General features: G+C 45.5%; 21 protein-coding genes. 17 read left to right on the top strand and 4 right to left on the bottom strand.

All coding sequences use genetic code 11. The features are described 5' to 3' along the window. Positions 1-46: 46 nt before the first annotated feature. Complete coding sequence (locus ACXHJ2_RS19715; protein ID WP_013369372.1) at positions 47-511, bottom strand: MarR family winged helix-turn-helix transcriptional regulator; 465 nt, start codon at positions 509-511, stop codon at positions 47-49. A gap of 286 nt (positions 512-797) precedes the next feature. Here ACXHJ2_RS19715 and ACXHJ2_RS19710 point away from each other — a divergent pair, with 286 nt between their 5' ends. The 4 genes from ACXHJ2_RS19710 (at position 798) to ACXHJ2_RS19695 (ending at position 3,414) form a co-directional block, all read left to right on the top strand. Continuing rightward, positions 798-1,220: a hypothetical protein gene (locus tag ACXHJ2_RS19710; RefSeq protein WP_013369374.1), complete on the top strand. Its 423-nt coding sequence runs from the start codon at positions 798-800 to the stop codon at positions 1,218-1,220. Positions 1,221-1,414: 194 nt separating this feature from the next. After that, positions 1,415-1,600 (top strand): hypothetical protein, encoded by a 186-nt coding sequence (locus ACXHJ2_RS19705; protein WP_058710680.1) that lies wholly within the window; start codon positions 1,415-1,417, stop codon positions 1,598-1,600. 16 nt (positions 1,601-1,616) lie between these two features. Continuing rightward, entirely contained in the window at positions 1,617-1,916 is a 300-nt protein-coding gene (locus ACXHJ2_RS19700) for a spore coat protein (RefSeq protein ID WP_058710681.1), read from the top strand. Positions 1,917-2,073: 157 nt separating this feature from the next. Further along, complete coding sequence (locus tag ACXHJ2_RS19695; RefSeq protein ID WP_090736934.1) at positions 2,074-3,414, top strand: amino acid permease; 1,341 nt, start codon at positions 2,074-2,076, stop codon at positions 3,412-3,414. 20 nt (positions 3,415-3,434) lie between these two features. On the opposite strand, the gene ACXHJ2_RS19690 is transcribed toward ACXHJ2_RS19695, so the two are convergent. Then, complete coding sequence (locus tag ACXHJ2_RS19690; RefSeq protein ID WP_025676060.1) at positions 3,435-4,067, bottom strand: LysE family transporter; 633 nt, start codon at positions 4,065-4,067, stop codon at positions 3,435-3,437. A gap of 285 nt (positions 4,068-4,352) precedes the next feature. On the opposite strand from ACXHJ2_RS19690, the gene ACXHJ2_RS19685 reads away from it, so the two are divergent. The 6 genes from ACXHJ2_RS19685 to ACXHJ2_RS19660 all read left to right on the top strand — a co-directional run bounded on the left by ACXHJ2_RS19685 (position 4,353) and on the right by ACXHJ2_RS19660 (position 11,961). Further along, complete coding sequence (locus ACXHJ2_RS19685) at positions 4,353-5,321, top strand: SIS domain-containing protein (RefSeq protein ID WP_165082936.1); 969 nt, start codon at positions 4,353-4,355, stop codon at positions 5,319-5,321. A 28-nt stretch (positions 5,322-5,349) separates the two neighbouring features. Next, positions 5,350-6,162, top strand: coding sequence for a fructoselysine 6-kinase (locus ACXHJ2_RS19680; RefSeq protein WP_165082934.1), 813 nt, complete (start codon positions 5,350-5,352; stop codon positions 6,160-6,162). Between the two features lie 92 nt (positions 6,163-6,254). After that, complete coding sequence (locus ACXHJ2_RS19675; RefSeq protein ID WP_231124987.1) at positions 6,255-6,971, top strand: GntR family transcriptional regulator; 717 nt, start codon at positions 6,255-6,257, stop codon at positions 6,969-6,971. Positions 6,972-7,105: 134 nt separating this feature from the next. Then, a complete protein-coding gene (locus tag ACXHJ2_RS19670; protein WP_165082932.1) occupies positions 7,106-8,689 on the top strand; it encodes an amidohydrolase in 1,584 nt (527 codons plus the stop codon). Positions 8,690-8,691: 2 nt separating this feature from the next. Beyond that, entirely contained in the window at positions 8,692-10,122 is a 1,431-nt protein-coding gene (locus tag ACXHJ2_RS19665; protein ID WP_165082930.1) for a YfcC family protein, read from the top strand. A 168-nt stretch (positions 10,123-10,290) separates the two neighbouring features. Continuing rightward, complete coding sequence (locus ACXHJ2_RS19660) at positions 10,291-11,961, top strand: ribonuclease J (RefSeq protein WP_013369385.1); 1,671 nt, start codon at positions 10,291-10,293, stop codon at positions 11,959-11,961. Between the two features lie 217 nt (positions 11,962-12,178). On the opposite strand, the gene ACXHJ2_RS19655 is transcribed toward ACXHJ2_RS19660, so the two are convergent. Continuing rightward, positions 12,179-13,444 (bottom strand): BaiN/RdsA family NAD(P)/FAD-dependent oxidoreductase, encoded by a 1,266-nt coding sequence (locus ACXHJ2_RS19655; protein WP_165082928.1) that lies wholly within the window; start codon positions 13,442-13,444, stop codon positions 12,179-12,181. 294 nt (positions 13,445-13,738) lie between these two features. On the opposite strand from ACXHJ2_RS19655, the gene ACXHJ2_RS19650 reads away from it, so the two are divergent. From ACXHJ2_RS19650 to nadE, 3 genes are all read left to right on the top strand, one after another. Then, entirely contained in the window at positions 13,739-15,478 is a 1,740-nt protein-coding gene (locus ACXHJ2_RS19650; protein WP_165082926.1) for a two-component system sensor histidine kinase NtrB, read from the top strand. Between the two features lie 143 nt (positions 15,479-15,621). Continuing rightward, on the top strand, positions 15,622-16,056 hold the full coding sequence (locus ACXHJ2_RS19645; RefSeq protein WP_165082924.1) for a BrxA/BrxB family bacilliredoxin: 435 nt from the start codon (positions 15,622-15,624) through the stop codon (positions 16,054-16,056). Between the two features lie 101 nt (positions 16,057-16,157). Further along, positions 16,158-16,967, top strand: a complete 810-nt coding sequence (gene nadE / locus ACXHJ2_RS19640) for an ammonia-dependent NAD(+) synthetase (protein ID WP_165082922.1) — start codon at positions 16,158-16,160, stop codon at positions 16,965-16,967. A 91-nt stretch (positions 16,968-17,058) separates the two neighbouring features. On the opposite strand, the gene ACXHJ2_RS19635 is transcribed toward nadE, so the two are convergent. Then, a complete protein-coding gene (locus tag ACXHJ2_RS19635; protein WP_165082920.1) occupies positions 17,059-17,886 on the bottom strand; it encodes an alpha/beta hydrolase family protein in 828 nt (275 codons plus the stop codon). 183 nt (positions 17,887-18,069) lie between these two features. Here ACXHJ2_RS19635 and acpS point away from each other — a divergent pair, with 183 nt between their 5' ends. The 4 genes from acpS (at position 18,070) to ACXHJ2_RS19615 (ending at position 20,766) form a co-directional block, all read left to right on the top strand. Continuing rightward, positions 18,070-18,474, top strand: coding sequence for a holo-ACP synthase (gene acpS / locus ACXHJ2_RS19630; protein ID WP_045245121.1), 405 nt, complete (start codon positions 18,070-18,072; stop codon positions 18,472-18,474). Positions 18,475-18,478: 4 nt separating this feature from the next. Next, the gene (gene mutY / locus ACXHJ2_RS19625) at positions 18,479-19,711 is read left to right on the top strand and encodes an A/G-specific adenine glycosylase (RefSeq protein WP_165082919.1); all 1,233 of its coding nucleotides are present in this window, start codon (positions 18,479-18,481) and stop codon (positions 19,709-19,711) included. A gap of 397 nt (positions 19,712-20,108) precedes the next feature. Further along, positions 20,109-20,288 (top strand): hypothetical protein, encoded by a 180-nt coding sequence (locus ACXHJ2_RS19620; protein WP_238791639.1) that lies wholly within the window; start codon positions 20,109-20,111, stop codon positions 20,286-20,288. Between the two features lie 247 nt (positions 20,289-20,535). Further along, on the top strand, positions 20,536-20,766 hold the full coding sequence (locus ACXHJ2_RS19615) for a hypothetical protein (RefSeq protein ID WP_014599466.1): 231 nt from the start codon (positions 20,536-20,538) through the stop codon (positions 20,764-20,766). Positions 20,767-20,769: the final 3 nt, after the last annotated feature.

The raw sequence follows: 20,769 nt of genomic DNA, 5'->3' as shown, positions 1-20,769 counted from the left end.
TGTTCGTTTATTCACAAACGATCAGTTGCTAAAATTACTATTCGTTCTATTTGTGATAAGGTGACAGATTATCAGCGCTACGGCCCAATTTTTTGAGCAAGCCGATGAGTTGATCTCTTTCGGTTTCGCTGATTCCGCTAAAGGCACGTTCAATCTGGCGTGTATAATCAGGATAAATTTCATCCATGACACGTTGTCCTTCGTCCGTCAACTCTGCATATATAATACGACGATCTTGGTCGCACGGGTGACGGTGCAAATAACCGCGGCTCTCCAGCTTGTCGATCACATAAGTGACATTTCCGCTTTGTAGCAGCAGCTTGGCTCCAATTTGTTGAATTGGCTGTGCTCCCTTGTGATATAAAACTTCCATCACGGCGAAGGCCGTTGGGTTGAAGCCCACCGTTTTGATGCCAGCAACCGCATGTTCGTTTACACTTTTGAATGACTTGGCAAACACGCTATACAAATGCATGGATTGCTGTGTCACCAATGTTCGGTAATCTATCATCTTCATTCCGCCTTTATGTATGGATTTGGGCATCCTTTGACCGCTCGGTTCGGATGACCGGGCAACCATACCCTTACTACTAGCATAAAGGGATTTACGTAGGGAAAACATGCGATTTGTCACAGTAGCTGCTTTTTTAATTATTTAATTTCAAAGCTTTAAGGTAAATTTTTGAAAAATAAAGGTTTCGAATGTAAAAATAGCGTTCCGATTGGTTATATTAACAAATAACATACCTAATGAACCCAAATAACAAAATAAGATAAATTCAGAGGAGATGAAGCACATGGATACGGGTTCTTTCCGTTTTCAATTTCGTGATCCGCAGCAAGCCGCCCAAGCCTGTGAAACATTAAAGGAAATTGGATACTCTGCCAGCACGAACGGTGATACAGGCCTCAGTGTTCACGTTGAGAACCAGGATGTGCTGTCTGCATTAGAGATTTGCCAAGCTTATGAAGGAAGTATAATTGAGACAGGAGTTCTCACTTATCGTCCAGGTAAACAAAGTAATATTGGTATGCAAAATCCAGGTTATAGCCCGGAGGATTGGATTATTCCAGCGCACATTATCAATGAAGACTGGAGCGAGGCGTATAAAAACGGCTCTTCCCAAACGTTTACTAACACAACACAGGAACACAACGTCAGCTCTGACCAACAACCGGAGGACGATGTGGACGGTTTTTCAGGAAGCGTACATACCTGAAAATTGTGTCCGCCCTGGCTGCCACTTTGGAACAAAAAGGTTCCTTCAAAACCATGACTAATGGTTTGAAGGAACCTTTTTTCATCATGAGAAACAGCTGAAAAGGACATTGTGAAAACTAAGATTCTTGGATCGTGCATAAGGGCAGCAATCGTAGGAAATACCAAAAGAAGTTCAGAAAGGAGGTTTTGATCTTGCAAAAACTTGGAGTTCACGAAAAGTTGGAATTGCATGAGCTGCTTACGTTTAAAACAACTTGTATTACAAAAACTCAAACCATGCTCCCTTTAGTCTCAGATTCAAATTTAAAAAATATTTTACAGCAGGACATCAGCAGCGGTACACAAGATATTCAACAGCTTAGAAATCTGCTTGTATAATCTAAGGAGGAATAACGTGAATTCTTTTATTGGGAATATGACCGGTACAACCCCCATGACCGATCAGGTGATTGCTTCCGATCTGTTAATCGCAGCTAAAAGTGGGATCAAAAACTACGCCGCGGCCTTAACAGAGTCGACCAGCTCAGAAGTTCGAAATGTCCTTTGTGACCAATTGAGCAAAGCTGTTAACCTTCATGAGCAAATTTTTAATTATATGAAGAATAATGGTTACTACAACGCCTATGATCCGGATCAGCAAATTCAAATGGATATTCAAAATGCAGACAAGGCACTTTCTTTGTCCAAAATGTAAAACGTTTAATTAAAAAGAAGCATCAGCAAACCTTTAATCGAGTTTGCTGGTGCTTCTTTATTACAAATTGAATTGACTTTCACATGAAATATGGAGAAGAAGGCAATCATAAAAAAACAAAAAATAGGTCTGAAATTCAGAATAGGGTGATTTTCGTATGGGCAAGTCTTCAGCGGGCAAACAAAAAGAGCAAAAACTAAAATGGTGGCAGCTGAGCTTGTTAGGAGTTGCAGGCACCATCGGTACAGGGTATTTCCTCGGGTCTAGTTTAGCAATTTCCATTGGTGGTCCAGCCGTGCTGATTGCTTACTTCTTGGCAGCAGTTGGAACGTATGTGGTGTTTGACGCCCTTTCGCGCATGACAGCAGATCATCCAGAACAGGGCTCTTTCCGTTCCTATGCTCAAAAAGCATTTGGCAATTGGGCAGGCTTCGGCAGTGGCTGGGTGTATTGGTTCTCGGAATTGCTTATTAATGGGAGTCAACTAACTGCGCTGTCTATATTTTCACGCTTTTGGTTTCCTCAGGTACCGATGTGGATTTTTGCGGCAGGCTTCGGGCTCTTAGGGCTTGTGATTGTTTTTTTTGGCAATAAGGGTTTTGATCGTGTAGAAAATGTACTCGCGATCATTAAGATAGCGGCTCTTTTGATGTTTTTGGTCCTAGCGGTAGCGCTTTTGGCAGGCTGGATCGGAGGAGGTAAATATAATCCGAAGTTCCCTCTCAGCTCCAAAGACTTTTTTCCAACCGGTGGCATAGGGTTATGGTCATCTTTTATTTTTGCCTTTTATGCATACGGAGGTATTGAAGTGCTCGGAATTATGTCTAACCGACTTCAAAACCCGGAGGAAGCACCGAAAGCAGGAAAGGTCATGTTGATGACGCTGGTTGCAGTGTATGTGCTTTCGATTGGGCTGGCTGTGTCTATGGTACCATTAAGTGCCTTTAATCCGAAGGAAAGTCCTTTTGTACTTGCGCTCAGTAGCGATCAACTGGCCTTTGTGCCTCATTTGTTTAACGGAGTCCTTATTATTGCAGGGTTCTCCACGATGACAGCATCGCTATATGCAGAGACTTCGATGATGATTACCCTTGCCCAGGAAGGAGATGCGCCCACACTGTTCTCACGAAAGTGGAAGGGCAAATATCCTCTTTATGCACTCAGTTTGATCTCTGTTGGATTAATCTCAGCAATCGTATTATCGTTGCTGCTACCGGGAAAAGTGTATGAATATATCACAACAGCTGCGGGGTTAATGCTGTTATATAACTGGTGCTTTATTTTGCTGTCTTCAGGTAAGTTACTGGAATCAAGCACATCAAGCAATATCAAACGCTGGATTGGATTATTGCTGATAGCTATGGCTGTAGTCGGGGCCTTTTTTCATAAGCTTAGCCGCCCTGGGGTTTACATCAGTTTACTGCTGGTCTTGTTAATTGCAATATGTGACCTCATTGTTCAATGGGTGCGTCGAAAGCACGGCAAGGAATCTCGTTAACTTTATCAAGAAGACAAGCGTTAGCGTAAAAAAAGTAATTGAAATGCCTGTACACCAAAATAAAAGCCAAAGCCTACAAGAGATAGACCTGACATCCAAGAGATGGTTTTAAGCAATCCGGGTTTGAGAAATCTACGGAAAACACTTGAAGCAGCTGCCATCGTCACATCCCACGCCAACACGCCCAGTACAATCGCTCCGCTGTAAATCAATAGCTGTTGTACTGGATATGTATTAGCAACATTGGCCAGTATGGAACCGTAAATACCAAGCCAGAAAAGGATAGAGAGAGGATTAAATAACGACATCAGGAAGCCCGCAACAAAGGAGTTGGTTAGGGTATTGCCATTTCCCCTTAATTCGGATTCTGAAATCACACCAGCATTTTTGATGCTTTCAAGACCTGTATACACAAGCACGAAAAAACCAAACAGCCATAAAAAAGCTTTGACAAATGGGGAATTAAGAAGGTGGATCATTCCCAAATAGACAAGCATCATATAGATAATGTCTGCTGTGATTGCACCTAGCCCAATAAACCAGGCGTGCCAAAATCCATTTTTAATACCTCGATCTAACTGTGCGGCATTGATGGGTCCAATGGGAGCTGAAAGTGACAGACCCAGAAAAACATACCCGATAAATGTATTAATGGTGTTTTCCTCCTTGATTATTTATTGGACGTTATGTATTTGTCTCATTTAGTTTATTCGGACAAACCCATATGTAAGACCATATTTTTTTGTGCGTATAGGGTAGGCTTAGCCTCGTTATGTGCTGACCCAATGAATGAAACCAATCCGAAAAGCAGCTTTAATCCTTACACAAAAGGGTTAGAGCTTTTTTTTATGAGGGGACTTGACACTTTCGATGAAAGCGCTTATATTTATCTCGTAAACAATACGTTATATAACGTTATATAGAAGGAGAGATAAAAAATGAATGTACAACAGACGATTCAGACGATTAATGAACAAGCGAATGGGAAGATTTCTGAGGTTTATTTAGTAGCCTGCGGGGGCTCACTAGTTGATATGTATCCTTCAAAATATTTTCTGGATAGTGAAGCAAAGAAACTGGTAGCAGGGATGTATACAGCGAATGAGTTTGTACATGCGTTGCCCAAACGATTGGGGGCACACTCAGTGGTCATCGTTTGTTCCCACGGTGGAAATACCCCAGAATCGGTCGCGGCTGCTAAATCAGCCAAAGAGAAAGGTGCTTATACCATCGGCTTAACCCACAATAGTGAAGCGAGCCTGCTCAACTATTCGGATTATTCCTTCCTCTACGAGTGGGGTGAGGAGAGCGATGTTAAAAACAACCCGATGGCCATTATTTTAGAACTTACGGTTGAACTGCTTCAAATCGCTGAGGGATATGCGCATTACCCGGCTTTCCTGAACGGATTGGGGGCAATCAATGGGATTATTAACCGTGCCAAAGTCCAAGTTGCACCACGTGCCCAAGTATTCGCAGACAGATACCGCAACGAGGAACTCTTCTATATCCTGACCAGCGGAGCGTCTTATGGACATGCTTACGGATTTGCCATCTGCTCGCTGATGGAAATGCAATGGCTTCATGCAGCTTCTATCCATTCCGGTGAATTCTTCCATGGCCCATTTGAAGTAACGGATAAGGAAACTCCATTTATTCTAATGATCAACGAAGGACGTACACGGGCGCTGGATGAGCGGGCACAGACTTTCCTGAATCAGTATGCCGAGAAAGTGGAAGTGATAGATGCAAAGGAGCTTGGCATCGGAACGATTGCAGACGAAGTAGTAGAGTTTTTTAACCCGGTGTTATTCTACAGCATTGTATGTGTGTATCGTGAAGCACTAGCAAATGTACGCAATCACCCATTGGAAACTCGCCGTTATATGGGCAAAGTAGCTTACTAAGCGCACCTACCAACAGGAGGAAACCATCATGAAAGTTCTAGGCATTGGCGATAATGTGGTAGATAAATATGTTCATCTGCGCATGATGTACCCTGGCGGCAATGCGCTTAATTTCAGTGTATTTGCCAAAAAAGCGGGAGTGGATGCAGCCTTTATAGGCGTGTTTGGGGACGATCACGAAGCACGGCATGTAGAACACACCCTGCGTGAGCTTGACATCGATATTTCACGGTGCAGACATCACAGCGGTGAGAACGGCTGCGCACGTGTAACCCTGAAAGACGGAGACAGAGTATTTCTGGGCAGTAATGAGGGGGGAGTGACACGTCTCTTTCCATTGGAACTGAGCGAAGATGACAGGAACTATCTTGGCGGGTTTGACCTGATTCATACTGGCTTGTACAGTCATACAGGTCACTTGCTGCCTGAATTAGAGACGCTAGGAATCCCTATTTCTTTTGATTTTTCAGATGATTTTACAGATACACAGGTAGAACAAAATATTACGTATGCCGATTTTGCATTTTTCTCTTGCAGCCATATGACGGATGAAGAGACACAAAATTATATCCGTTCCAATCGAAAAAAAGAGGGACAGATTCTAGTTGCCACACGTGGCGGTGACCGATCCATCGCCTATGATGGTACGAAGTTCTATTTTCAAATGCCTGATTCCGTTGACGCTGTGGATACCATGGGGGCAGGCGACTCTTATATAACTGCTTTTTTACTGAGCTTTTTGGAAAAAGGCAACATTCAAGCTGCTATGGCAGAAGGCTCAAGGCTTGCCGCCCAGAGCTGCCTGGTAGAAGGTTCCTTCGGATACGGCGTTCATTATTGACGATCCGTTTCGAATATCTCCACTTGTAAGAATATGTAACCTTTGATACTCTAAGTGAGAGTGATATAACGTTATATGACAAGTGAGGGTACATGATGTTAAATTCAGACCAAGCGGAGCCATTATATATTCAATTACAAAAAGCGGTCAAAACCGCTATTCATAATGGAACATTTACGCAGGGAAGCCGTATACCGACCGAAACAGAGTTGAGCGAGATGTATAATGTAAGTCGTATTACCGTAAGAAAAGCAATCGCCGAATTAGTTCATGAAGGATATCTGACCAAACGTCAGGGAAAAGGCACCTTTGTTAATATCCCTAAAATTGGACGGAAGATTGAACATGTCATCAGCTTTACGGCTGCTTGCAAGTCCAATGGTCTTTCTTCACATAGTGTGGTCACAAAACGTGAAATCGTAGAAGCAGATGAGGAAATTGCACATCAGTTGCAGCTATCGCCAGGAGAAAAGGTGTTATTTATCCAGCGTAAAAGATATGCGGATGATCGCCCCCTCATGCTGGAAAACAATTTTTATCCTTATGACCGTTTTGCATTTCTAATGAACGAGCAGTTGGAAGGGTCTGTATACGAGCTGCTGCGGCAAAAATACAGCATCGATCCTAATCAGCCGGGAGAGACGATATTACAAATTGCTTTGGCGGATGAAAATCAGGCCAAGTTGCTGGAAACGGCGATCGGGCAGGCATTGTTTTACATGCATACAATGATCTATGACCAGCACGGAAGCCCGGTTCATGTAGGAAAGCAGTACATCATCGGAGACCGTTATCAATTCTCCATATAATCCGTTGCCTGTTATGCAAGGTAGTTGGTACGTGTGGCTTCTGCTTCCATCCGAGATGAGGAGAAGCAGAAGCTCCAACATAACGTTATATTACGTCATGTTGTTAGATGAATCAATCGTGAGGTGGTGAAACTGTGCAAGGGAAGAACGATATATTAGCAGACAAAGTTTTACTCTCCAATGCTATTTTTAATGGATTGGAAAATGAAGCTTCGCCCGGGTTTGTTGCAGTGCGAGGAGAACGTATTGCAGCAGTGGGGTGCCTCGAAGAGGCACACGTCTGGATAGGAGTGGAAACGGTTGTCTATGATCTGGGCGATGCCTTTATCATGCCAGGAATTCATGACAACCATGTATTTTTCACCGGATATATGTCAATGCATCGAGGCGTAGATCTGACGCATACAGCCTCAAGTGAAGAAGCAGTGCAACTACTGCTTCAAGAGGCAAACCACCTTCCATCAGGAAAAGATGTAACCGCTTACGGTTGGAGCGAGGAAAAATGGGGTGGGCTGCCTGAGCCAAGCTTGTTGGATGGATTGTTTCCCGATCGGGCGGTCATCGCCATCAACCAAAATAAAAGTTACTGCTGGATGAATCGATTGGCTGAGGAGAGATATCAATTTTCGCCAGATCAATGCAGTGCCGAAGCACGCGCTTTACTGCTCCAAGCTATGATGCAGGACCGCAGCCTTGTCCAACAAGAGTTTATGGAATTTTGCCGCCTGCTGGCTGCACGAGGGGTTACTTCTATAAAAGATATTGGCTTTGACCGGCATAGCGAGCTGCTTCCGATTCTAGAGGAATTGAAAGAAACAGGTGAACTGCCACTCCGGTTTCATTTCTCGCTGGAACCGGTTGTTGAACCGTTTGATATAAGTATTGGTATCAAGTATAAGGCACTTTATCATGGAGACCTTATTCGTTTTCAAGGCTACAAGCTGATGCTTGACGGCGTCGTAGCCGATCATACAGGGGATATGTTGGAGCCTTACGCAGATATGCCTGGAGTCACGAATTTGAGGGCGGTTGATTACGAAAAAATTGAAGCCTCAGTTCTGGAAGCGGACAGCCAGGGGATCAAATGCTGCCTAACTGCAGAAGGCGATGCTGCGATTCGCCAAGCAGTATCCATGATTGAAAAATGCCGCGCGCAGCAAGGCAATCACCTTATCAGACATTCGATCAGTGATCTGGAGTATCCTCATCCAGATGACCTGACCAGAATGGGAGAAAACGAAATTTTTGCCGAGGTCTATGCTCAGATTTTGCTGCTGAATCCCTCTTACGAAGAGGCTTATATGTCTGCTGTGGCAGGCAAAGAGAATGAAAACCGTTTTTATAATTATAAGTCCATGCTGGAAGCTAACGTGCCGATCACTATAGGTACTGATTTGCCTTTATTTATCACCAGTGTCCCCGATTCGCTGTATGCGGCCTCTCACCGATTATTCCCGGATGGCTCGCCTGCTGGAGGCTGGTATCCTGACCAAGGAATGCCGGCATCCGAAGTTTTAAAGGCATGGACGATTAACGGAGCCAGACATTGTTATATGGAAGAGGTTACAGGTACGCTGGAGGCTGGAAAATATGCTGACATCGCCGTTTTTGATCGCGACCTCCTTAATGCATCCGCTGGTGACATCAGGGATGCCCAAGTGATATTGACCATTATGGGAGGGAAGGTTACGTATAACCATTCTTGGAATGAGGGATAAACATGAACATCACGAATAAGAAATGGAAATTATCCTTGCCCCATAGTTATACCTTAATATTCTTGATTATTATTACAGTCGCCGCGTTGACATGGGTTGTACCCAGCGGTCAATTTGAGCGTCATGAAGTGACAGTGAACGGTGTGACCAAAACGGCAATCGTTTCAGGAACCTATCACTCTGTACCCAAAACAGGGGAGAACGGCGATTTAAGACAGGGAATCCCTCAGATCCTTAGCGCTCCTATTGAGGGGATTATCAATGCCGCCGATGTCGTCTCTTTTGTTCTTATTGTAGGCGGCTCCTTCGGTATTATTCTGCAGACAGGTGCCATTGATCGTGCGCTGACAGCTCTTGCCAGGCGGTTGAAGAATAAAGGGATTTTGCTTATTCCCATTGCTATGGTTATCTTCAGTCTCGGAGGTTCTACCTTTGGGATGAGTGAAGAAATTATTCCACTTTATGCGATTTTCATTCCGTTGATGTTTGCCTTGGGTTTCGACTCTATGACAGCGATTCTTATTTTATTTCTGGGAACGCAAATTGGCTATGTTGGTTCGACTGTGAATCCATTTTCAGTGTTAATTGCCCAAGGAATCGCAGGAGTGGAGGGGAATCCTCAGCTCTGGCTGAGATTTATCGAATGGCTTGTATTTACGATGATTTCTATTGTTTTTACGATGTGGTATGCGCACCGGGTGAAGCGAAATCCGGAGAAATCCCTCGTGTTTCAAAGTGATATTATAAACCGCGAGCAATTTATTAAGGAAAGCACAGGCGAGGACGTCGTCTTCACATTCCGGGATAAATTAATTATAGGTGGATTTATTGTAACGCTTGGAGCGATTGTCTGGGGAATTTTGGTCAAAGGCTGGTATATGACTGAGATCGGCGCCCTTTTCTTTGCCCTTGGTCTTTTTGTTGGGGTTGTCACCAAAATGAGTCAGAAGGAGATAGCTGAGAATTTTGTTAAAGGATGCGGAGAATTTATCTACGCTGCGGTAATCATAGGCCTCGCCCGCGGAATTCTGATTATCGCAGAACAGGGGATGATTATTGATACCGTATTGAATGCACTTGCAAGCGTTCTGGAAGGTTTGCCAAGTTATTTATTCACGACTATTATGTTGCTTGCGCATAATATCATTACTTTCCTCGTTCCTTCTTCTTCGGGGGAAGCTGCACTAACCATGCCTGTACTTGCACCGCTTGGTGATCTTGTAGGCATTAATCGTGAAGCCGTAGTCACAGCGTACCAATTTGGTAACGGGTTAACCAATCTCATTTCACCGACAGGTGGAGTGCTGCTGGCAGGATTGGCCATTGCCCGGATCAGCTTTGGACAGTGGCTGAAGGTAATCTTCAAACTATTCCCGATCCTATGGCTGATAGCTGCTATTTTTGCTGCGATATCGGCTGCGGTGGGTATCTAATCAATCAAGTGAGGGCCCCTGTCTGTTAGAGACAAGGGTTTCTTTTTGTGTTTGTGAAACAAGTCCTCTTATTTAGGAAGGCTACTCATTTCTTTCCCAATATGGTGCATAAGTTTACGCGGAAAATAAATAATATGGATAGCATTTTCCTAAGGAGGAAATAAACTGATGCTTGCTGATAACAGATTACTCATTGCTGCTCTAGGCGGTGTTAATGAGATTGGGAAAAATATGTATTTCATCCAATACGATCAGGATATTGTCGTCATTGATTGTGGCTCCAAGTTTCCCAATGAAAATTTGCCTGGTATTGACCTCATTGTACCGGATGTCACCTATCTGCTGGAGAATCAGGATAAAGTTAGAGCGCTCATTGTAACCCATGGACATGAGGATCACATCGGGGGCATTCCTTATTTACTGAAGCAGATCAACATTCCGGTATTCGGGACAAAGCTCACCATCGAATTAATTAAGATTAAGCTAAAGGAACATAATCTTTTACGTGATGCCGAGCTTCATCTTATAGATGCGGATTCTACCATTGATGTGGGGAAGATTCAGACATCCTTTTTCACTACTGTCCACAGTATCCCAGATTGCTTGGGCGTCTTTTTTCAGACACCGGAAGGAAATGTGGTCCATACCGGGGATTTCAAATTTGATATGTCTCCTGTCAGCGGACCTTTTCCGGATCTTCATCGCATGGCTGAAATCGGAAAGAAAGGGGTTAAGGTGCTTCTCTCCGAAAGTACGAATGCGGAAAGACCAGGATTTACGCCTTCAGAACGCTTGGTTGGCGGGCACATTCTGGATGCATTCGCTCGAGCCAAGCAGCAGGTATTTATCTCCACGTTCGCTTCCAATGTGAATCGTGTCCAGCAGGTCATTGACGCTGCTGTGGAAACAGGCCGCAAACTGGTCTTACTCGGACGCAGCATGGTAAATGTGGTAACGGTGGCTAAAGAGTTGGGCTTCTTGCACATGCCCGAGGATTTGTTGATTGAGGCTGGAGAAACGGAGCGATATCCTGCAGAAAAAATTGCAGTTTTATGTACAGGAAGTCAGGGTGAACCGATGGCTGCATTGTCCCGTTTAGCTAATTCCCTGCATCCCAAAATCGAAATATTGCCTGGGGATACCGTCATCATTGCTGCGGGAGCGATACCGGGAAATGAGCGAAACCTTTCCCAAGTCATCGATAACTTGTACGTACTGGGCGCTAACGTTATTTATGGATCAGGCAGCGCTACGGGGATGCACGTATCCGGTCATGGCAGCCAAGAAGAGTTAAAATTAATGATGACCCTGATGAAACCCCAGTATTTAATTCCTATACATGGTGAATTCAGAATGCTGCATCAGCATCGTCAGCTAGCAGAATCAGTCGGTATTCCTATGGAAAACGTATTTATTGTCCAAAACGGAGAGACAATTCAAATCGCAGAGGGAAGGGCATCCCTGGGTCCCAAAGTACCATCCGGCAATAGCCTGGTAGACGGGCTGGTAACTGGTGATGTGGGCAATATTGTACTGCGGGACCGTAAAAAACTTGCCTCAGACGGAATGCTGATTATTGTGATGACTTTGAGTAAAAACGAAAAGCAAATGCTTGCAACGCCAGAAGTCATATCAAGAGGCTTTGTATTTGTTAAGGATTCCGAAGAGCTGATGAATCAGATTCGAGACACGATTATGGCCACAGTGAACGAGTTAACAGAAATCGAAATGAGTCAGTGGGGCTTGATTAAGCAGATGTTAAAGGATAATGTGGGTCAGTTTATTTACAGCCAAACCAAGAGAAGACCTATGATTTTACCTATCATTATTGAGGTTTAGGAATAGCGGTAAACGTTAAAACAAGATGGAGTTTGTTCAATACGCGATTACTCAAAAAAAAGACTTAAATCAGCAATACAACTGATTTAAGTCTTTTAAATTCCTATTTTTCTTAAAAATTGCGGTTGTAATGGCGGTTTGTAGCGCAGCGGAGGATTTGAATCTGGAGAAGGGCCAGCGATCATAAGATCAATGCCTACGCTAGTGCCTCCCACTCCTACAGCATCTCGTTTAAAGCCGCTTGCGTCCCTGCTGTATGCCCTGTCGTAAACGCAGCCGTAATATTATAGCCTCCAGTGTAGCCGTGAATATCCAGAATCTCACCGCAGAAAAACAATCCAGGCATCAGCTTGGATTCCATTGTTTTCGGATTAATTTCCTTCAAGTTCACACCGCCCCCGGTAACAAATGCTTCTTTCAGCGAGAGCGTACCATTCACACGAATGGGAAACGCCTTGATTCGCTGGGCGAGTTCTTGCCATTGCTGCTTGGGAATATGATCATAGGTCAAATCTTCACGCAGTTCAGCTTGCTGAAGCAGTAACGGAATCATGCGTTCCGGTAAATAAGACTTAAGTACGTTTTTGATCGCCTTTTTTGCATCGACCGATGCCAGTTCCAGCGTCTCATGGTAGACTTCATCAGCATGTTTATGAGGCTGTAAATCGAGAGTTAATAACACCGTGTTTACCTTATCTTTTTTCATTTCCTTGACGACAAACTGACTGCAACGCAAAGCAGTTGGACCAGACAAACCAAAATGTGTGAAAATCATATCTCCTTCATGAACGACAACCTTCTTATGTTTCGCATTCCATACGGTCAGGCTGATGTTTCGTAAGGAGAGCCCCTGAAGCTCTTTTTTCTGGATGAACGTCTCGCCTGACGTTAGCGGGACCTCTGTTGGGTATAGTTCCGTAATGGTATGCCCTGCTTGCTCTGCCCATGCATAGCCGTCGCCTTCCGAGCCTGTATGCGGGACGGACTTGCCACCGACAGCAACAATGACGTTACGGCTACGCAGCATTTCACCGGAACGCAATCGTACGCCAGCCGTATGACCTTCTTTGTAAATCACCTCTTGAACAGGACAGCTTGTCCGAATTTCGACTCCTTGAGAGCGTACCTTATTAATCAAAGCGTCGACTACTGTTTTGGCTTTGTCCGTTACTGGAAACATACGCCCGTTGTCTTCTTCCTTTAAGGCTATACCTAGTTGTTCAAAGAAGGCGATGATATCCCGATTGCCGAAAGCAGCCAGGGCACTGTGCAGAAAACGGCCATTGCCGGGAATGTGGCGAATGAGTTCATCCAGCTCTTTTGCGTTCGTGACATTGCAGCGACCTCCGCCGGAGATTCCCAGCTTTCGTCCGAGTTTACTTCCCTTTTCCACTAAAAGCACCTTGGCGCCCTCGCCACTAGCAGCCGCCGCGGCCATTAAGCCGGCTGAGCCGCCTCCGATCACAATAACGTCGTAAGTCATAAACCTCTTCCTTTTCGTCGACAAATTTTCAAAAAATTCAGAATCACGTAACAAATTTTCCATCATATCGTAATCCCGTCTCTTTAGATAGACTCTGAGCACAGTAGCTGTGCATATCTTCTATTTTATAGGAGTAAGTAAAAAAACGTAAAAACGATCCTCTTATATATATCCGGTATTTAGCAGAATTTGTCGTTCTACACCGGGATTTTAACACATATATTGTAATATATTGTAGCCTGTGCTTTAATTCAACTAACGGCGTCAAGGAAAGATGATGAGGGGGAGAAGTCCTTGTTAATTGCGTTAAAGGAAAGTGTGCTCCAAGTTCTCCTTGCCGTTATATCGGCGGGTTTTTTCTCTATATTAACGGATTATGGAGACAAGAAAAAGGTTTGGGCAGGCCATCTGCTTCCCGGACCTCATCAAGGAATACTTTATTTGTGTTGCTTGCCAGCCATATTGCTATGTTCGCTCTTTCAATACCAGCCTCCATATGGCCTACCTTCCAATCTCGGTATTATTCCCCTTACTGTGGGCGTCATGTACGGTACACGTCGCACTTCCTTTGTACTCGCTGCTTCTGCATTGACGGGTGTCCTAATTATAGCGCAGTCGATAGAGATGTCCCCAATGTATGTGGGCACTGCTTTTATCCTTTTTCCTTTTATGCTACTGCATGTCAAGTTTTTTCAAAGAGGAACATTGTTGGACAAAAAGCTCGTAATTTTCACATATGTTGTGGCTGATATGCTGCTTAAGGCTTTATTACCGTTATTATGGGGCAAACAGAACATTTCAGTATACATTCCTGATCTGCTTACTACGTTTTGGAATATTGCTGTAGGTGTGTTGGCAAGTTTTGCGGTCGTAAGTCTAATGCATAATTCCTTTGAGAAACTGACGCTACGGCGTGATGTTACTGAATTTACGAGCAAATATTTAATCGAAGTGGATAAGCTGCGTCAAGTCATGGATTTGATGCCGTTATCTCTTGTTACTTTGGACAGCGAAAAACGAGTTATACATATGAACAAAACGATGCTGGAACTCTACCGGGACTTCGATCCCTTTATTACGCTGCCTGAGGTCGTAGGCCGTCCCTTAAACTCGTTGTACGGTTTTAGCGCTTCGCCTGTAGTCAACGAACGAGTTGCAAAAGCATTGGAAGGCGAAGCAGGCGCTGATTTTATAAATGTACCCCCTAAAGTATTCTTTTCAAGTTTCCTCCCTTTTCGGGATAAACATATGAATCAAACCACAGGCGTCATTATCGCCTTGCAGGACATCACAGAGCTGGAGACGCTCCGCAGTGAGCTGGGCAATTTCGAGAGGCTCAGTCTGGTCGGACAGATGGCAGCGGGCATTACTCATGAAATACGTAATCCGATGGCGGTTGTGCGCGGTTTTTTACAGCTTATGCGCGAGAAAAGCCCTGATTCCCTAGGCCATTACTACCGTATCGTAATGGAGGAGCTGGATCGGGCGAATGGAATTATTAATGATTTTCTTTCCCTGGCCCAGAATCGGATTGTCGAGAAGGAGCAGTGTCATCTGCATGATATCATTCGTGAACTAACACCTCTATTGTGGGCAGATGCGAACCTGAGGGGACAGACAATCGAGTTAAAGCTGGAGGATCATGTAACGATGCTGCATCTGAACCCTAAAGAGATCAAGCAATTGCTGCTTAATTTATCGCGTAATGCGATGGAAGCTATGGGGGAAAAGGGCGTGCTGACCATTTCTACTCATGAGGAAGGGGATTTTATCGAACTGGAAGTAAGGGATACAGGTCCGGGAATTCCGCCAAAACAGCTTGAGAAGCTGTTCCAGCCTTTTTACACAACCAAAACGAAAGGTACAGGTTTGGGTCTGGCCTTATGTCAAAGTATAGTGGAGCGTCATCACGGTACGATTGCCGTAGAATCGGTGGAGGGAATGGGCACACAGTTTAAAGTCCGTTTGCGCAGAACCATTCCGACTTATCGGGAGCATTCTGAGCCTCCTGTCATAAATTCGATACAGAAATAATTGTGCAAAGATGTAACCGGATTTTTTGCAAATTACGTGAAAAAGATTGTATAATGGGCTTTAGATGTCCATGCCTTTACTACGGCACAGGATGAAACTAGGAAACGTAGTATACATGATTTAGTGAAAAGGAGTGAAAGAATATGTCTATGTCTTTCGATCAATATATGAGAGATTCAGTTCAGCCTATGCGCGATGAACTGACGAATCTTGGGATTCAGGAACTGCGTACTTCTGAAGATGTGGAGGCCAAGCTGCCTGATGCTAAAGGTACAGTGCTGGTAGTTGTGAACTCGGTATGCGGTTGTGCCGCAGGCCAATGCCGCCCGGGTATAGCTGAAGCGCTGAAGCATGATATTACGCCGGATCATCTGTATACGGTTTTTGCGGGACAGGATAAGGAAGCAACGGCGAAGGCTCGCGAATTTTTCGCACCGTATCCGCCATCTTCCCCTTCGATCGCGCTGCTGAAAGACGGCGAACTGGTTTACTTTATCGAGCGTCATCAGATTGAAGATCGCTCGGCAGATCAGATTGCTGCTGATTTAACCAGTGCATTTGACCGTTTTTGCCGGTAAGACCGTTCAAGCTATGCCCCGCATTTTTCGCCTGCGAAACTTGCCGGGGCTTTTGCGTGTTGGCTTGTGAAGGAAATTCCTAAAAAAGAGGTGCTTATCTGATGAGTTTGCAGGAACAGATTATTGCTGAATTGGGAGTACAGCCTACGATCAACGTAGAGGCGGAGGTCCGCAAGCGTGTGGATTTCCTCAAGTCGTACGTAACAAAAACAGGAAGCAAAGGGCTGTTGATCGCCATCAGTGGCGGGATTGACAGTGCCGTAGCAGCCGCCTTGTGCAAGCAGGCTACAGATGAGTTGACGCAGGAGCAAGGACAAGAATACAAAACGCTGGGTGTTTTCCAGCCTTATGGTCAACAGGAAGATATAGAGCATAGCTACGCGGTGGCTAAAGCGTTCAACCTGAAATATGCCGGGGAAACGAACATTAAGGAAGCCGTGGACGAGGTTGCCGTGGAAGTGGAGCATGCATTAAAGGATATGGGTCTGGAACGTTCCATTACTCCGCAAGTGAGAGGAAATGTAAAGGCAAGAACACGAATGGTGGTTCAGTACGCACTTGCGAATGAACTGAACCTGCTCGTTGTGGGTACAGATCACGCTTCAGAAGCCATTACAGGCTTTTATACCAAATGGGGCGATGGTGCGGTCGATATTACGCCACTCAGCACGCTCAACAAACGTCAGGTACGTTTGCTAGCCAGCTATCTTGGAGTTCCACAGGCTATTTTGGACAAAGCGCCTACAGCAGGATTGTGGGAAGGCCAGACGGATGAAAAGGAACTGGGGATCTCCTATGAAGCAAACAGCGACTATCTGGAAGGCAAGGAAATTGACTCCGCAGCCCGCGAAAAGCTGGAAAGCTATTTTACACGTACAGCACATAAGCGGACAAGCATTCCGGGCGTGTAAGCATGAATCATTTTGGAATTGTAAAATGCTAAACTAAATAAATGCGGCGATCCGCCCGGCGGATCGCCGTTTGTATTGAAGGGGCTATTGTCTAATTGGTGATCCAGTCAATGAAGCGGCGGGTTTCGGTAATCGCCTGATCCAGTTGAAGACTGCCTCCCTGGAAGGGATGAACGGTGTTAAAGGTATGATTGCCACCTTGAATTTGTACCCACTCGATGTCGGGACGAACGGAGGTGAGCTGGGCAGAGCCTTCCCGTAGACGTTTGGAGTCTTCGGTTCCCTGGATAAGCACAGCTGGGAGCTGGCTATTGGCAAGCCTGTCTATAATGGCAAAACGCTGGCGGTTATGCTCCAGGTCGTCCAGAATGACAGCATCCAGCGGAAGCTGTTGTCCGGTTCTGGCGTTCTGCACATAGCTGCGTCCCTTGGCACGCATTTCTTCTTTTTGCGGTAAAGTAAACAGATCAAGATCCGTTACGCCATTCCATGAAATGACGCCAGCAATCTCGCCGGGATGATCTAGAGCATATACAAAGCAGCTTCCCGCACCTCGGCTATGTCCTAACAGAAACAACGGCAATTCTCTGAATTCATGGCGTGCTCTCAGATTGGACAGCAATAGTTCCAAATCCTCTTGTTCGCGGCTATAGGTGTTACGTGCGAACTTTTCCAGCTCGGTAAAATTCTCCAGATCCTCGCCTATGCCATTATGTGAAAAGTTGAAGGTTACTACATGGTTATCTATACTTAATGCTTCTGCTATAAAGGGGAACATCCCCCAATCCTTAAATCCTTTGTAGCCATGAGCGATGATGAGCAGGCTCTTGGCCGTATTTTTAGCGGGAAACCAAGAGGCACGGATCACCGCATCTGTTCCTGCATCGGTACCTGCTTCAACCACAATCGTTTCTGACATCCTATCCTTCCTTTCTAAGGGAGTTTTTTAAACCGGCATATCCGCGAATTTCAAGCATTCACTGATTGCTTCTCTCATTTTAACATATTTTGGTGACGCTTTTACGCCTTTGCGACTCGCCAGGGTGTGGACGCACTGTTACAATAGATCCAGTAAAGTAAAAAAAGGGCGGGGAATACCCAAATGATCTACGGAATTGGACATGATGTGCTGGAAATAAGCCGTATGGCTCATATTTTGGCAGGTAAGTATGCAGATGCATTTTTGAATCGGGTGTTAACCCCGGCAGAACGCGAGCTTGCAGTGGAACGCAAGGGGAGGCTAGCGGAGTTCGTAGCAGGGCGCTTTGCTGCCAAGGAAGCGATAACGAAAGCCTTCGGTTGTGGAATTGGACAAATCATTGGATTCAGCGATATGGATATTTTACCTGAACCGGGGGGGAAGCCCGTAGTTTATTTGTCTTCGTCTGCGTGGGATCGACTGAGATTACCGAATACGGGTGACTCGAATTACAGCATTCACTTGAGTATTACACATCAGCCTAACATTGCCTCTGCTTTTGTGATTGTGGAATATAAGGAGACGTGATGGGATGACTACAAATACATTGGAACAAAAGCGTTACTTCAGTTTTGAACTGTTGAATTGGTATACACGTAACAAACGCGACTTGCCGTGGCGCCGCCATCGCAATCCTTTTTATATCTGGATTTCGGAAATTATGCTTCAGCAGACACGTGTCGATACGGTCATTCCGTATTTTAATCGCTTTATTGCACGTTTTCCGACGATTGAAGCGCTGGCGGAAGCGCCCGAGGAGGATGTGCTCAAGCTGTGGGAAGGGCTGGGGTATTATTCGCGGGCCCGGAATTTGCAAACGGCGGCGAAGCAGGTAGTTGAGCTTCACGGCGGGCAGGTGCCGGATGATACGCAGGCTGTGGCGGCACTAAAAGGTGTAGGCCCATACACGACGGGGGCGATTATGAGCATTGCCTTTAATCGACCAGAGCCTGCTGTAGACGGGAATGTGATGCGTGTGCTGTCGCGTTATTTCCTCATTGAAGAGGATATTATGAAGGGCAGCACGCGAGCGCATATGGAAAGTTTGGTCAGGGAGCTGATTCCCGAAGGGAGGGCCTCTGATTTTAATCAGGCGTTGATGGAGCTGGGGGCGCTGGTCTGCACGCCAAAGTCGCCTCATTGTCTGACCTGCCCGGTCATGGAGCATTGCTCGGGTAGGCTGGCAGGCCGCGAGGAGACGCTGCCAGTCAAAACAAAAGCGAAGCCGCCGCGGCTGGAGCCGCGCTCCGTCGCCCTTATCGAGGGTAGCGGTGCCAACGCAGGCCGCCTGCTTGTGCGCCAGCGCCCGACCAAGGGCCTGTTGGCCCGCATGTGGGAGCTGCCGCACGAGCTTGCCGGACCGGAGGGCTACAACGGTCCGGTGCCAGATGAGCCAGCCATGGATCACCTGGCAGCTCATTTGTTGGCTGAGGGCGTACAAGCGCGCCCGGTGAGGTTTGTACGTGAGGCAGAGCACACGTTCAGCCACATTCATTGGAACCTGCGTGTGTTCCAGTGTGAAGAGGTCGCCGCCCCTGCCGGGCAGGCGGGCGAACAGCCGCTGGCTGCCGAGCAGCGGGCCAGCTACAGCGCCGCGGCGAAGCCAGGTGCGTTGATTGCGCTGGCTGAGCAGGTGGAGCACGCACATAATGCGCTGCCGGCGGGGTACCGCTGGATCAGCGAGGCAGATATGTCCACCTTGGCGTTTCCCAAGGTATTCCTGGATCTGATCAACGAATATTATGCAAAGCAAAAAGAGAACTGATGTTAATAATATAACTGTCAGCAAAAAATAAAGTATTATACTGGGCCTAGAAATTGAAACAGCGACAACCTAGGACGAGAAAACCAGCTAATGTTTGTCAAGGGGTTCCACCAATAACGAAAAAATACGCCAAGGGGATGGCATATTTTTCTATAAACTGAACGGTATGATCGTCTAATAGGTCGAGTATCAAATTCCATTTATTTGACTCCCACTCAAGAAAGCAGTGACCCGCAAGTCGAAAGACTAGGCTGTCACTGCTTCTATTGTGCTATCGCTTGGCTTGGAGATTCGTCTATTTCTCTGCCCATTTCAAAACCACTATATATAAGTAAACTAGTACAAATGCAATACCGTAAGAAATGGGCTTTTTTTTCATTTTTTGATCAAGTACACCATGAGTGAAACTAGTACAGGATATACTCCTATGTTGAACGGCAAGGTTGAAAAGGATGCATCTTTTGTGATTGGTGTTACTCGCCAAAAATCAAAATGTTTGCCAATTGCATTAAACAGAAATCCTACTGTTGAACCAAACGGAACGACAGAACAATTCGGGAATTTAATGAGCAGCTAAAAGGGATTAGCTTCACGGAATCGCTCGACGAGAGTACCCTCGCCTCCATATGTATGACCAACAACGGACACCATCTGGTGTTCGTTTTTTTGCTTACTGATACTCAAAGAGAGTCCCTCTGGTTCTAGTATCTACTCATCGCCGAACACGATAGACCCCTGTTCTTCCCCATGAATATTTATCACTATTTTACACATATTACATGTATATCATGATTTAAGTTTTTTGAAGGGGGACCGTCATCGTCATGGCAAGATTACTCGAGGCGAAATTAGATCATCTAAAAAAGATCCTGGATCATCTTCCTGATGTCGTCTTCAAAAAAATGGATGTGGGACAAACGGGAATCCGTGAAGGCCGCTCTCAGGTTAATCTGGAACAACTGAAGGAAGAATTGGTACAGCAGGCGGCTTTTACAATCAATGCGAAAGAAGGAACAGATCTTGAGGCGTGTGTGATAGAAGTGTTATCAGGATGAAGT

This window comes from Paenibacillus sp. ALE3 (assembly GCF_054113405.1).
This window is presented reverse-complemented; position numbering and strand designations above follow the sequence as displayed.

Coding starts and splice junctions, on each gene's coding strand:
- ACXHJ2_RS19655 (WP_165082928.1), bottom strand. CDS start 13,444: ATGACTTACGACGTTATTGTGATCGGAGGCGGCTCAGCCGGCTTAATG.
- nadE (WP_165082922.1), top strand. CDS start 16,158: ATGAGTTTGCAGGAACAGATTATTGCTGAATTGGGAGTACAGCCTACG.
- ACXHJ2_RS19710 (WP_013369374.1), top strand. CDS start 798: ATGGATACGGGTTCTTTCCGTTTTCAATTTCGTGATCCGCAGCAAGCC.
- ACXHJ2_RS19665 (WP_165082930.1), top strand. CDS start 8,692: ATGAACATCACGAATAAGAAATGGAAATTATCCTTGCCCCATAGTTAT.
- ACXHJ2_RS19615 (WP_014599466.1), top strand. CDS start 20,536: ATGGCAAGATTACTCGAGGCGAAATTAGATCATCTAAAAAAGATCCTG.
- ACXHJ2_RS19685 (WP_165082936.1), top strand. CDS start 4,353: ATGAATGTACAACAGACGATTCAGACGATTAATGAACAAGCGAATGGG.
- ACXHJ2_RS19680 (WP_165082934.1), top strand. CDS start 5,350: ATGAAAGTTCTAGGCATTGGCGATAATGTGGTAGATAAATATGTTCAT.
- acpS (WP_045245121.1), top strand. CDS start 18,070: ATGATCTACGGAATTGGACATGATGTGCTGGAAATAAGCCGTATGGCT.
- ACXHJ2_RS19645 (WP_165082924.1), top strand. CDS start 15,622: ATGTCTATGTCTTTCGATCAATATATGAGAGATTCAGTTCAGCCTATG.
- ACXHJ2_RS19635 (WP_165082920.1), bottom strand. CDS start 17,886: ATGTCAGAAACGATTGTGGTTGAAGCAGGTACCGATGCAGGAACAGAT.
- ACXHJ2_RS19620 (WP_238791639.1), top strand. CDS start 20,109: ATGAGTGAAACTAGTACAGGATATACTCCTATGTTGAACGGCAAGGTT.
- ACXHJ2_RS19715 (WP_013369372.1), bottom strand. CDS start 511: ATGATAGATTACCGAACATTGGTGACACAGCAATCCATGCATTTGTAT.
- mutY (WP_165082919.1), top strand. CDS start 18,479: ATGACTACAAATACATTGGAACAAAAGCGTTACTTCAGTTTTGAACTG.
- ACXHJ2_RS19675 (WP_231124987.1), top strand. CDS start 6,255: ATGATGTTAAATTCAGACCAAGCGGAGCCATTATATATTCAATTACAA.
- ACXHJ2_RS19660 (WP_013369385.1), top strand. CDS start 10,291: ATGCTTGCTGATAACAGATTACTCATTGCTGCTCTAGGCGGTGTTAAT.
- ACXHJ2_RS19695 (WP_090736934.1), top strand. CDS start 2,074: ATGGGCAAGTCTTCAGCGGGCAAACAAAAAGAGCAAAAACTAAAATGG.